Annotated in this window: 12 protein-coding genes and 1 riboswitch; of the genes, 5 read left to right on the forward strand and 7 right to left on the reverse strand. The window is 56.7% G+C overall.

The genetic code is table 11. The annotated features are described in order from the left end of the window. Positions 1–49 precede the first annotated feature (49 nt). The 4 genes from E1180_RS11375 to E1180_RS11390 form a co-directional block, all read right to left on the reverse strand. Complete coding sequence (locus tag E1180_RS11375) at positions 50–2,134, reverse strand: S9 family peptidase (RefSeq protein WP_155191318.1); 2,085 nt, start codon at positions 2,132–2,134, stop codon at positions 50–52. Between the two features lie 84 nt (positions 2,135–2,218). After that, positions 2,219–3,184 carry an ABC transporter substrate binding protein gene (locus tag E1180_RS11380; RefSeq protein ID WP_155191287.1) on the reverse strand — a complete coding sequence of 322 codons (966 nt, stop codon included), beginning with the start codon at positions 3,182–3,184 and terminating at the stop codon, positions 2,219–2,221. A 186-nt stretch (positions 3,185–3,370) separates the two neighbouring features. After that, positions 3,371–4,375 (reverse strand): cytochrome d ubiquinol oxidase subunit II, encoded by a 1,005-nt coding sequence (locus E1180_RS11385; RefSeq protein ID WP_425280912.1) that lies wholly within the window; start codon positions 4,373–4,375, stop codon positions 3,371–3,373. 12 nt (positions 4,376–4,387) lie between these two features. Next, on the reverse strand, positions 4,388–5,761 hold the full coding sequence (locus E1180_RS11390) for a cytochrome ubiquinol oxidase subunit I (protein ID WP_155191289.1): 1,374 nt from the start codon (positions 5,759–5,761) through the stop codon (positions 4,388–4,390). 168 nt (positions 5,762–5,929) lie between these two features. Further along, positions 5,930–6,141: riboswitch (cobalamin riboswitch) on the forward strand. A gap of 107 nt (positions 6,142–6,248) precedes the next feature. Here E1180_RS11390 and E1180_RS11395 point away from each other — a divergent pair. The 5 genes from E1180_RS11395 (at position 6,249) to E1180_RS11415 (ending at position 9,731) form a co-directional block, all read left to right on the forward strand. Further along, a complete protein-coding gene (locus E1180_RS11395) occupies positions 6,249–6,527 on the forward strand; it encodes a hypothetical protein (protein ID WP_155191290.1) in 279 nt (92 codons plus the stop codon). Then, the gene (locus E1180_RS11400; RefSeq protein ID WP_155191291.1) at positions 6,517–6,921 is read left to right on the forward strand and encodes a DUF1636 family protein; all 405 of its coding nucleotides are present in this window, start codon (positions 6,517–6,519) and stop codon (positions 6,919–6,921) included. Before E1180_RS11395 ends, E1180_RS11400 begins: the two co-directional genes overlap by 11 nt. Then, positions 6,918–7,691: an ABC transporter ATP-binding protein gene (locus tag E1180_RS11405; RefSeq protein ID WP_155191292.1), complete on the forward strand. Its 774-nt coding sequence runs from the start codon at positions 6,918–6,920 to the stop codon at positions 7,689–7,691. The genes E1180_RS11400 and E1180_RS11405 overlap by 4 nt, the downstream gene beginning before the upstream one ends. Before the next feature lie 12 nt (positions 7,692–7,703). Next, positions 7,704–8,639, forward strand: a complete 936-nt coding sequence (locus tag E1180_RS11410; RefSeq protein ID WP_155191293.1) for an ABC transporter substrate-binding protein — start codon at positions 7,704–7,706, stop codon at positions 8,637–8,639. Positions 8,640–8,735: 96 nt separating this feature from the next. Further along, on the forward strand, positions 8,736–9,731 hold the full coding sequence (locus E1180_RS11415; protein WP_208997089.1) for a FecCD family ABC transporter permease: 996 nt from the start codon (positions 8,736–8,738) through the stop codon (positions 9,729–9,731). Here E1180_RS11415 and E1180_RS11420 read toward each other — a convergent pair. From E1180_RS11420 to E1180_RS11430, 3 genes are all read right to left on the reverse strand, one after another. After that, a complete protein-coding gene (locus E1180_RS11420; protein WP_155191294.1) occupies positions 9,691–10,929 on the reverse strand; it encodes an MFS transporter in 1,239 nt (412 codons plus the stop codon). The two genes, E1180_RS11415 and E1180_RS11420, sit on opposite strands and share 41 nt — an antisense overlap. A 199-nt stretch (positions 10,930–11,128) precedes the next feature. Continuing rightward, on the reverse strand, positions 11,129–12,025 hold the full coding sequence (locus E1180_RS11425) for a hypothetical protein (protein WP_155191295.1): 897 nt from the start codon (positions 12,023–12,025) through the stop codon (positions 11,129–11,131). A 1-nt stretch (position 12,026) separates the two neighbouring features. Next, complete coding sequence (locus E1180_RS11430; RefSeq protein WP_155191296.1) at positions 12,027–12,833, reverse strand: helix-turn-helix domain-containing protein; 807 nt, start codon at positions 12,831–12,833, stop codon at positions 12,027–12,029. Positions 12,834–13,000: the final 167 nt, after the last annotated feature.

Below are 13,000 nucleotides of genomic sequence, written 5' to 3' on the forward strand. Positions count from 1 at the left end.
GGGAAGAAGCCGGTGCCTGTTTCACATATGTGTGAGGTTTGATAGCCGGTTAGGCCTTTCCAGTCACCATCAGAGCGAAGGCCTGTACGCGGGCGACTTCCTTCAGACGGTCAAAACGTCCGGACGCTCCGCCATGGCCGGCGTCCATGTTCGTATGGAGCATCAAAAGGTTGGTATCTGTCTTCAAGGCTCGCAGCTTTGCGACCCATTTTGCCGGCTCCCAGTAAGTCACCCTGGGGTCTGTCAGACCACCAAGGGCGAAGATCGCCGGATAGTCCTTGGCGGCGACATTGTCGTAGGGCGAATACGAGGCGATGTACTCATACGCCGTCTTGTCCGTGATCGGATTGCCCCATTCCGGCCATTCAGGCGGCGTGAGCGGCAGCGTGTCATCCAGCATGGTTGCCAGGACGTCGACAAACGGGACCTCTGCGATGATCCCGCCGAATTTTTCCGGAGCCATATTGCTCACAGCTCCCATCAGCATGCCGCCCGCCGAACCGCCTTGAGCGATGATGCGGTCGTGGCTGGTGAAGCTTTCCGCGACAAGGTGATCAGCTGCGGCGATGAAGTCGGTGAAGGTGTTCTTCTTCGTTTCCCTGCGGCCGTCCTTGTACCATCTGAAGCCCTTGTCCTTGCCGCCGCGTATATGTGTCAGAGCGTAGACAAAACCGCGGTCTACAAGCGACAGGCAATTGGTGTTGAAGCTGGCCGGGATCGAGATGCCGTAGGACCCGTAGCCGTAAAGCAGCAGTGGAGCGCTTCCATCCAGGGGTGTGTCTTTCCGATAGAGGATCGAGACCGGTACAAGCTCGCCATCGGCTGCGGGCGCCATAAGCCGCCGAGTAATATAGTCCGACGGATTATGGCCGCTCGGAACTTCCTGTTCCTTGCGAAGCGTGCGCTCCCGCGTTTCGACGTTGTAGTCAAAGGTCTGCGAAGGCGTCGTCATAGACGAGTAAGTGAACCGGATATCGGTTGTATCGAACTCGTAACCGCCACCGAGGCCCAGCGAATAGGCCTCCTCGTCAAAGGCAACCGAATGCTCCAGCCCGTCGGCGAGCCGGTGAATGATGATGCGCGGCAATCCGTCTTCCCGCTCGAGGCGGGTCATGAAGGTTTTGTAGACGCAATGGGACAGGATCAGACGCCCCGGCTTGTGGGCCACAAGATCTTGCCAGTTCGCTTTTCCGGGGGCGGCTTTGGGCGCTGTAACGATCTTGAAGTCTTCGGAACTTCCGGAATTCGTGAGGATGTACAGAAGGTCGCCATGGTCGTCGACCGAGTACTCTGTTCCGGTTTCGCGGGGGGCGATCAGAACTGGGTCCGACAACGGATCGCTGGCCGGGATCATCCAGACTTCTGATGTTTCATGATCGTGTATGTCGATCAGGATCGTCTCGCCCGACTGGGTCTTGCCAACGCCCATGAAGAAGCCCGGATCGGTCTCCTCATAGACGAGTGTGTCGGTTGAAGGGTCGGTTCCGACTTCGTGCCGGAACAGTTTCGACGGCCGGTGGTTGGCATCGAGCCTGATGTAGAACATGTACCGGCTGTCCGCTGAGAACACGCCGCCTGCACCGACATCCTGGATGGCATAATCCCTGTCTTTTCCGGTCTCGATGTCGCGGATGCGCAGAGTGTAATATTCCGATCCCTTGTCATCGTAGGACCAGGCCAGAAGCTTGTGGTCTGGAGACTGACTGGCAATCCCGATCTTGAAATAGGCCTTGCCGCTTGCCTCGTTATCTCCGTGGATAAGAATGGTTTCGGAACCGCCACCGCGGGGTGTGCGGAAAAATATCGGCTGCTGGCCGCCGGTCTCGAAACGAAGGCCATAGGCAAACGGGCCATCCGGGGAGGGCACCGAACTGTCGTCTTCCTTGATACGGCCACGCATTTCGGCGAACAATTGCTCTTGCAGCGGCTTGGTCGCGCTCATCTGTGCGTCTTGATAGGCGTTTTCAGCCTCTAGGTAGGCGCGGATATCGTCATCAAGGACAGACGGGTCCTTCATGACCTCCTGCCAGTTTTCAGCTCGCAGCCAAGCAAAATCGTCTTGGCGTGTGACACCGTGGGTTTTTATGGTTTGGGGGCGCGCTTCAGCGCGGGGAGGCAATGTATCTTGTTTCATCATTCCGAGTTAGGGGCTTTGACGCGCGAAGGCAAGGGCACTTGCCGCTTCCGGCTGTGGCCGTCGGAATAGGCCGCGGCCGGCCTACTTGAAAATGATCGGGTTGGCGGCCTTGCCGAGGTTCAAAAGCGTGTTCGCAGGACTGTGCATGCGGATGAACAAGGCCGCCTCATTCACCTGAACTTCATCAATTGGAACCATGTCCGGTGACTTGCCATCCAGCAGTATTTGCGCCGCGATTTGGGCTGCAGCCTCTCCGCGTTGAGCATATTCCGCACCAAAGGCAACGGTTGCACCTGCGTCCAAAAGAGCCGGCGACGTGGCAACACTGACCACGGTTTGCGGAAGGAGCTTCCGCATCGTTTCAGCGTGATCCACAAATGCCGCGGAGGCCGTCACGAAGATAACATCGACACTTTCCAAATCCGGTTTCAAAGCTGCGATCTGGTGGTCGACATTGCCTGCATCCGGGATGAAACGAAGGCGTTTGGCCGTTTTGTTCATGGCTTCGGCTGCAAGTGTCAGTGTGTCGGCCTCGACAACAGAAGCGGTTTCCCGCGGATCCAGCACGACGGCGATTGTTTCGAAGTCGAGCAAACGTTCCATCAATTGAAGAACAACTTTTGTCGACAGAGACATCTTTGCCCCTGTCACGCCTTTTGTCGGTTTGCCATAGGAGAGCGTAATCCCGGAGCCGACCGGATCGGCCACAACATTGAAAATCTGTGGCACGTCTGCGATCCCAAAATTCTGAACGACTTTCGTTGCGGTCGTCCCGAAGGTGTAAATGAGATCGAGCTGTTCAAGGTCTTTCCGGTGTTCGCGCAGGTAACCGGCGAGCTTGGTTTCACTCCGGCTCGCATCAAACTGAGCAAAGTTTGCTTTCACACCCATATCCGTCAAAGCGTACATGAAGCCTTGCTCGGCAGCCGTCATGCCTCGCCAGGTGATCAGCAGGATCTGTTTGGTGTCGTCCGCAAGGGCAGATGCATGGATCTGGCACAGACTAAGTGCAATAAGCAGTTTGAGGGCCAGCGCGCGTATCAGCAATGCGTCCACTTCCAATTGCTTTATCGGCGCAGCTTTGTTTTTGTTTTTCTGCCTTCAAGCATGTTTCAAAGGTCGATCGGTTAGCGATATCCCTTGAAACTTGACAATTTGTTGACGGGACTGGCGAAACGCAGGCCAAACCAAGCAGCGCTCTCCACGCTGCTTGGACTTGGTGTACGGAGTGTTTCAGTCGTACGTGAGGTCCGTCGCTTTGCCGCGGAACACCGTATAGGCGAGGATCGAGTATCCGATGATGACCGGCAGAACGAAGAGTGCCCCGATGAGAATAATGAACAGGCTTTCCGGGGCGCTTGCACTCTCGTAAAGGGTCAGTTTTTCCGGCACCACGTATGGGTAGAACGAGTAGGCGAGTCCCGTGAACGCAAGGGCAAACAGTGCGGCCGTTGCTGTAAACGGCACCCAGGCCCATTTGTCATTTTCCGCGGGCAGGTGCCTAAGTGCCGTCCAGAGGATGAAGACCATCAGGCCGGACATGAGCGGAAGCGGAGCGAGCAGGATGACCGACGGAAACGAAAACCACTTGTCGAAGATGCGGTCGCTTACAAACGGGCTTGCCAGCGACACCGCCCCGAGGCCCATCATGATGCCCCAAAGCCTGCGTTTCGCCCATTCAATAGACTTCAGCTGAAGCGCCCCTTCAGTCTTGATGATCAGCCAGGTCGCACCGATGAACCCGTAACCTGCTGTCAGGCAAAGTGCTGTCAGGATGCCGAATGCAACCGTCATGGGCGTTTGCTCCAGACCCATGATGTAAATGCCGAGCATGTAGCCCTGTGCTAGAGATGCTGACAAAGATCCGATGAAGAACGAGAGGTTCCAGCGTTTCTTTTGAACGCCGGATGTTTTCGCCCGGAATTCGAAGGCGACGCCGCGCAGGATCAACCCGATCAGCATGACAGCGACCGGAAGATACAATGCCGTCAGGATGGTTCCATGTGCCGCCGGAAAGGCGACAAGCAACAAACCGACAGCAAGGACGAGCCAAGTCTCATTCGCATCCCAGAAGGGGCCGATGGCGGCCACCATTCTGTCTTTTTCGGCAGCGTCGGCAAACGGAAACAGAATGCCGACGCCGAGGTCGAAACCGTCCAATATGACGTAGACCAGGATCGAAAAGCCCATGAGGGCTGCAAAGGCCAGCGGCAGCCAGGTGGCTGGATCTCCAAACAGGTACATCTTGTGTTACTCCGCTGGTACGAGTGCGACTTGAGCGGCGCCGGAATGCGGACGGGTGTCAGCCTCGGACGATTTGCGCGCCAAGCGGAAGATGACCGTGATGTAGGCGATCAACAAAGCCGCATAGACCACCAGATATGCCGCAAGCGTTGCTCCAACCATCGTGGCCGGGACGTCGGCCACTGCTGCCTCTGTCGTCAAGACCCCCTGCACGAGCCAGGGCTGACGGCCGATTTCGGTCGTGTACCACCCTGCAAGAGTGGCGATCCAACCCGAGAATGTCATCGCGACGAGGCCCCGCAACAGCCAAGGGTTCAGCCCATCGACACCCCGGTTGCGGCGCAGCGCATAGAGCGTTCCCCAGCTGGCAAGCAGCATCAGGACACCCGTCCCAACCATGATGCGGAAGGACCAGAACACCGGGGCCACCGGCGGGTGCAGTGCTGTCCCGTCCTCGGCATAAAAGTCGTTCAGTCCAGGCACCACGCCGGCCGGATCGTGCTTGAGGATGAGCGATGCGCCGCTCGGTATCCCGATTTCGAAGTCGTTTTTGCGGTTTTCCTCATCGGGCAATGCGAAGAGCAGCAAGGGCACATGCGAGGATGTGTTCCAATTGCCTTCCATCGCAGCGACTTTCTGGGGCTGGTACTCGAGTGTGTTCAGCCCGTGCATATCCCCTGCGTAGATCTGGATTGGGATGAGGATCGCGCCCAGCCATACGCCCGTCTTGAAGGTCAGACGGACACCTTTGGACGTATCGCCGACCAGGCGGCGGTATGCCGACACCCCTGCGATGAGGAAGGCAACCGTGAGGCCACTGGCAAGCAACATGTGCACCAGCCGGTAGGGCATGGACGGATTGAAGATAATCGCCATCCAATCAGTCGCATGGACCACCCCATCACGCACCTCAAATCCTGCCGGTGTGTGCATCCACGAATTCAGGACCAGGATCCAGAAAGCACTGATCGTCGTTCCGAAGGCGACCAGGAATGTTGCAAGCGTGTGGAGCCAGTTCGGGACCCTCCGGCTGCCGAACAGCATGATGCCAAGAAAAGCAGCTTCCAGGAAAAATGCGGTGAGCACCTCATAGGCAAGCAGCGGTCCGGCAACGTTTCCGACCGTCTCCATGAAGCCGGGCCAGTTTGTGCCGAACTGAAAGCTCATAGTGATGCCGCTTACGACACCAAGGCCAAACGACAGGGCGAAAACCTTGACCCAGAAGCGGTATGCCGCCATCCAGCGGTCATCTTTCGTCGCGTTGAAGCGCAACTTGAAGAAAAGCAGCACCCATCCGAGCGCGATCGTGATCGTCGGAAACAGAATGTGAAACGATATATTGGCCGCAAACTGAATTCGGCTTAGGAGCAGCTCTTCCATGAGGACCTTCCAACAGACTTTGTTTGTTGGGAGATATGGGATAGTACCTACGCGCAGCAACGCGTTTGCGCCCACCTGCGGCGCCATGCCCTGCGTCATCCTGTCATGCTGGCAGCCATCGCGCGATCCACATACGCCTGAAAGTGGATTGACGGCGGACTGAACTTCGAGCACATCTAGGCCAATGGTTTTCGAATCCAAGTCTGGACCGAAATTAAAAGGGAACACGGTGAGGTGTAGCCATCAGGCGCCAAATCCGTGACTGCCCCCGCAACTGTGAGCGGCGAGCCAATCTGACAAAGCCACTGGGTTTTCCCGGGAAGGTTCAGATGACGCAATGACCCGCAAGTCAGGAGACCTGCCATTTTACTTTCAACCTCAACCCGGACGGGGTGTTCCGGAGGAGCGAGTGACATGGCATATCGGCATTTGCTGACATTACATTTCAAACGGTTCCAGATCGCCCCGCACAATCGCGGAGGGCGATATGAACCGGCCGAAACAAATTCTCGACGATTATCTTCCTGATCTGCTGGCCAAAGCCGGATCGACTGCTGAGCGCGCTGCAAGGGCCATGACCCCGAATGGTGACCAGAACGCTCTTGCACGAGCTTGGCAAGGTTATGTAATAACGTTACACACTTCAGCCTGTGAAGGCGTTTCCGCTGAAGACAGCAGTTGTAACACTTCGACCACCGATTGCTGCCTGGACAGTCAATTGGTGCGGGCAGAAAGGGCAAGCGGTGAGGCAGACCATGGCAAATGACAGGCACAAAATTTTCGTTTGCACATCCTGCCGCCATAAAGGGAGCACATGCCGTCCGGGCTTTGAGCTCATAAAGAAGCTGCAGGAAGCCCTGCATGTTGCAAGCAATATTGTTGGCGAAGATTTCGAAGTGTCAGGCATTGCCTGCATGGCGGGTTGCTCGCGCCCATGCACAGTCGCCTACAAGGCGACAGACAAGGCGGCCTATCTATTTGGAGACATCGACCCTGACACGGATGTCGATGATCTGGTGGCTTTCGCCCACCAATACAAAGACCTGGATGATGGCTGGTGCTCCTCGCTGGACCGGCCCGGAAAACTGCGCAAGACAACCCTTGCCCGGATCCCGGCGGCAATGATTGCCACCGAAGCCGACAAGACGGCCGTCTCATGAGGGGAGCCCATCTCAAGGTCGATGCGGTCAGCTGGGGGCCAGACAGGGCGACCCGGTTGCTGCATCCGGTCTCCTTTGATCTGGCAGCCGGTGACGTTCTGGGGATTGTCGGGGCAAATGGCGCGGGCAAATCAACTTTGCTTCGGACCCTCTACAGGTTCCACAAACCGCGCAGCGGCTCGGTCCTCCTGGATGGACAGGATATCTGGCGGATGGCGCCGCGTGATGTTGCCCGGAAGGTTGCCGCGGTGCTGCAGGAGCAGCCAACCGACTTTGCGCTGTCCGTGCGTGAGATTGTTGCGCTGGGCCGGCGTCCGCACGGGAGTGGATTTGCCGGGGGCGGGGCCCGCGATGCGGATATCGTTGAAGGTGCCCTCCAGCAGATGGCGCTTGGTCATTTGGCAGAACGCGGTTTCGGGACCCTGTCCGGAGGGGAAAAACAGCGCGCCATGGTGGCACGTGCCCTGGCCCAAGAACCGCTTCTGCTGATCCTCGACGAGCCAACCAACCATCTGGACATCCGGCATCAGCTGGAAATCCTGCAATTGATCGAGGGCCTGAACATCACGGTGATTGCCAGCCTTCATGACCTGAACATGGCAGCCCAGTGCTGCGACCAGGTGCTGCTGATGCATAGCGGACACGCAGTCGCTTTCGGCGCGCCGGATCGGGTTTTGACCGAAGCGCATATTGAAGCTGCCTACAGTGTGAAAGTTGCCCGCGAAACGCTGCTGCCCAGCAACCAGTCCCACTTCAGTTTTCATCTTTGAACGGAGAAATAAATGAAACGTATCGCACTCAGCCTTATGGCAACCCTGATGGCCGGGTCCGCCTATGCGGAAGTGACGGTTAAAAGCTGTGACCGTGAAGTGAGTTTTGACGCGCCGCCGTCGGCAGCCATTTCCAACGACGTCAACTTGACCGAAATGATGCTGGTCCTTGGCCTGCGCGACAAGATGGTCGGATATACCGGCATTTCAGGCTGGAAGACGCTGGATGAAGAGATGCGTGAGGGCGTGGCGGAGCTGCCCGAGTTGTCGGAAAAATACCCAACCAAGGAAGTCCTGATCGGGGCAGATGCGGATTTCTATTTTGCCGGCTGGAACTATGGAATGAAGGTGGGCGGAGAGGTGACGCCGGAAACTCTCGAGCCCTTCGGCATCAAGGTCTATGAGCTCACTGAGTCCTGCATTCACATTGGCAACAAGCCAAAAGTGTCGATGGACGACATGTATAACGACCTGTTGAATCTCGGCAAAGTCTTTGGTGTTGAAGACCGTGCCGAGACACTGGTGTCCGCTTACAAGGCTGATCTGGAAGAGTTCAAGGCAGCACTCAATCCGAGTGACGAGCCCCTAAAGGTGTTCGTTTATGATAGCGGTGAAGACAAACCCTTCACAGCGGGCCGTTATGCCATGCCAACCGCATTGATTGAAGCTGCAGGCGGGGTCAACGTACTGGACGATTTTGAGAAAAGCTGGGCCAAGGTCGACTGGGAAACCGTTGTCGAAAAGAACCCGGAAATGGTCGTGATCGTCAATTACGGCAATGTGACTGCGGAAGAAAAGCGCGACTTCATGCGGAACAATCCGGCTTTGGCGAATATCGATGCGGTCAAGAATGACCGGTTTGTCACGCTGGAGTATGTCGAGGCGACACCAGGCCCCCGCAATGTCAAGGCCGTGAAAAAACTTGGCAATGCGTTCTGGGGAGATTGATTGGTGCTACAGCGGTCTTCTCCAGATGATCTGAATGAGACACCCCCAAAGACTGGCGGCTCGGTAAGGGGAGTGCCGTTCGCGGCCTTTCTCCTACTGGGGGCCGGGGGGCTTTTGATCTCTATCGTGGCCGCTGTTTCTGTCGGGGCGGTCTCCGTCCCGGCGGCAACTGTGTTCGGTGTGGTGGCAAACAAAATGCTGCCTGGACTTGTGGACGTGGATTGGTCGCAAGGGCGCGAAGCCATCGTCTGGCAGATCCGTCTTCCACGCACACTTCTGGCAGCCTTTGTCGGGGCAGGGCTGGCTGTGGTCGGTGCCTCGCTGCAATCGGTTACCCGGAACCCTTTGGCAGATCCACACCTGCTCGGTATCTCGTCGGGTGGGGCTGCCGGGGCGATTTTGGCGCTCCTCCATACAGGGCTGTTTCTCGGACTTCTTACGGTTCCATTGATGGCATTTGCCGGCGCGATAACCGCGACAATGGTCGTGCTTGCCGTCACGAGGTTGACTGCTGCCACAAGCGCGGACAAGCTGGTCCTGGCTGGCGTTGCCGTTTCCTTCATCATCATGTCCTTGGCCAATATTCTGATTTTTCTAGGCGATCCAAGGGCAACCCATACAGTTGTCTTCTGGATGTTGGGCGGGTTGGGGCTCGCGCAATGGAGCCATCTCGTGTTCCCGCTTGGCGTTCTCTTGCTGACCGTGCCCTATCTGCTGGCCAAAGCGGCAGATCTGAATGCCATGACCATTGGGGACGAAACAGCCGCAACGCTGGGAATCCCCGTTGCGCGGTTCAGGCTCACGGTCTTTGTGCTTGGGGCGCTGATTACCGGTGTGATGGTCGCCTTTTCCGGCATCATTGGTTTTGTCGGTCTGATGGTGCCGCATATCGCCCGGTATCTGGTCGGGGGCAGTTATACGCGCGTCCTGCCCGCCTCTTTGATGCTTGGTGGAATTTTCCTCGTTTGGGCCGATATTCTTGCGCGTACCCTGATGGCACCGGAAGACATGCCCATCGGTATCGTGACAGGCCTGATCGGCGGGATTTTCTTTATTGGGCTGCTGCGGTCGCGGGCGTCCGCCGGCCGCTGAGCAGGATAAACATCATCACGGCGATGTTGACGAAGTTCCAGGCAATGCCGTTCAGGAACGCCATGGTATAGGACCCGGTGAGATCGTAGATCCAGCCGGACATCCAGCCGCCAATCGCCATGCCCAGAATGGTCGACATGATCACCAGACCCACGCGCTGGCCGGCTTCACGGGCTGGCAGATACTCGCGCACGATCACGGCGTAAGACGGTACAATCCCGCCCTGGCTCAGTCCAAATATTAAAGAGACAAGATAAAGCGACGCCAAGCCGTTGAATGGGATGTAAAGAAAGAGCGCCGCGCATTGCAGGACGGAGCCGATCAAGAGCGTCCTGACACCGCCAATCTTGTCGGCCAAAAAGCCCGACGCCAACCGGCTGATGATTCCGGCGCCTGTCATGATCGCTATCATGTCCGCGCCAGGAGCAACGCCATATCCAAGATCAACGCAATAGGCGACGATATGCACCTGCGGCATGGACATGGCCACGCAGCAGCCAAGCCCCGCGATGACCAGGAGAATCTGAAGAGATCGGGGAGATAAACCCGAGCCTTGCTGTGCGAAACGGTTGGGAGACCCAGCCGTCGCTAACGCCGAAGGCGGGGGGCGGCGTTTCAGGATCAAAGCCAGCGGCACCATTGTCACGAGGCAGATTGCGGCGATGAGCAAATAGGTTTCACGCCAGTCGCCTGTCTGGAGGCTCCATTGGATGAGCGATGGCCACAAAACGCCGGCCAGATAGTTGCCACAGGCCGCACAGGCGACCGCCACACCCCGGCGCTTGACGAACCAATGGGAGAGATCGGCAATCAGCGGACCAAATGTTGCGGCAGTTCCGAGCCCGATCAGAACACCTTGGGCAATGGAAAAAGACCAGATACCGGGCGCATAGGCGGCCAGCGCAAAACCGGCGCTCAGGGAAAGGGCCGATGCCAGTACCGGCAGAACAATGCCGAAACGATCAACGACCCGGCCAAGCAAATAGTTTCCGGCTGCAAATCCGATCATGGTGGCGGTGTACGGTATTGAGGCGTCTGCCCGGTCAATACCGAAATCAGCCTGCACGGCAGGCAGAACAATCACAACAGCCCACATCCCGGCGCCGCCTAAAGTGCTCAAAATGATCGATATAGCCAGCCGGAACCAGGCATATGGTCCGTCTTGCGCATAAAGATCCGGTGTTGCGGAGGCTGCCATGTTGATCGTCCAATTTGATGGACACTCTGCCTAACAGGATTGTCAGAACCGGACTAACAAATATGGGTGAAGGTATTCATAAGCCGGACCGATGGATCCGGGCGTCATGCATTGGAATTGTATGTTCTATTGTCTTTGGCTTGCAGTATGCGGGCTGTCTTACAGCCAAACGTCCTTCATCGATACGATCGCCAAAAATCTACCGGTCCTCAGGATAGGGCAGGCAGAGGTCGAAGCGCTCGCCATTCTCCAGATCAAAGTGAATGCAGTTTTGCGGAACTTCGTAATCAATATCCGCCCTGCGGGCGACCGGGCTCGGCAGCTCAAACCGATGAAGTTCCTGCAGTTTGCCGTCGGCAACCCCGGCAATCCGGAGAACCCTCCGGTTGTCCGAAGGCACAGCCAAGTCTGGCAGTCGATCATCGTTGAAGAAAATTGTACCGCTCAGGTCCTGCTCCCGCGAGCCGATTTTATGATTGGAAAAGCCTCCAAGGGAATGAAACGTCACGAGGCGGTTTCCCTGCCATTCAGCGAGGTGAAGCGTGCCGCCTATATGAGGTGTTTCAACAAATGCGATCTGATTGTTTCCACGTTCAGCGAAGTCGCCGACCTCCGCTATATTAAGCCAGCGGTTTGCCCGGCCGATCGGTTCGGATTTTGCCAGCTCCGTCAGCGTGTTGTTCCGAACTCCAAAGACCGCCAGACTGCCGCCTGATGTGCGATAGGACCGAATGGTGATGATCTCCAGAACGCCATCCCCGTCCAGATCCACCAGTCTTGGTGTCCGGTCCTCAAAAACCTCATCTTGCGGCAAGATATGCGAAAGCGTAGGGCCGGAATTCACTTCAACATGCAAAGAGCCGGCTTCGGTGGCATCCCCCAAAATGCCGTGGGCATAGCGGGTGGTCGGTGATCCATACCAAGCGGAAATCTGCTCATCGCCAAGTGTTGCCTTTGCAATGTTTCCATCGGGAAGCCTTGCGGAGGGGTTGTCCTTGGAAAATGCGGCGCCGGTTGCAGCGCAAATGAAAAGACTGCCGAGAATAACTGCCGCCCGTTGCATCCACCGCCAGAACAAGAGATTACACGCGATCATTTCACTCCGCCGCTTTAAGAGGAAAGGCGCTTTGTGCTGCAGCTAGAAGGCACTCCTGGCTGCCATCATCCAACGGAACCATCATTTCGACAGTCATTCCCTCAACAATCGCATCTTGCACGGAGGCGAGTTGGCCGAGCAAAGATGTCAGTCTAAGCCGCTGACCATCTGGGCCTTCGATTTCGACCGGCACGAAAACCGGGATATCATCCCGGCCCGTCACTTCCAGATCGTCCAACAGTCCGGCTTTTTGCGCCTGATCCAGCAAGCTGCGCATGGCCTCATCATGGGAAGCTGCGCGGTAAAGACGCGCCGCGAATATCGGCGCCGCGTCGCGCCAATTCAAAACCCGCTTGCGGAAGGAAGGCGATAAAAAAATCTCGAAGAAGTTCGCGTGGCGGTTGTGTGGTCCAGCCAGATCATCAAGCAATGCTCTTCCCGGTGTATTTTGTCTGAGAACGTTCCAGTGTTTGTCGAGAACAAAGGCAGGAAACGGCCAGTTTGCCAAAAGATACCTGTCAATCAAATCGAGCGCTGCAATTACATCAGGAGAATCTTCTGTGCGTCGTTTGTACGGACTGACAAATCCGGCATTTTCAAAGAGCACCTGGACACGGGCAATTGGAAGAGCAAGTTCCCGTTCGATCCGCTCCAGCATGAACCGGCTTGGGGCAGCACGTCCTGTCTCCAAAAAAGACACATGCCGTTGTGTCGTGCCAAGCCTCGCAGCCAACTCTGCTTGGCTGAAACCTTGCTCCTTGCGCAAGGTCCGAAGGCTTTCTCCAAAGGCTCTGGTCTGCCCATTCATTGCATCTGCCGCCTTATTCCCCCTGACGGAATTGAGGATTGCGCAAGCGACCGTAAGCTTACGGCTGATATCTGACAATTCACGTTATCTGGAGACCTCAATGACACCGTGGATTCTTGCCGTTTTGGTTCTTTACTTCTTCCAAATCTACTTAAGTGCGGCGCTGT

It is taken from the genome of Roseibium denhamense (assembly GCF_009711415.1).
GTDB classification, from domain to species: Bacteria; Pseudomonadota; Alphaproteobacteria; order Rhizobiales; family Stappiaceae; genus Roseibium; species Roseibium denhamense.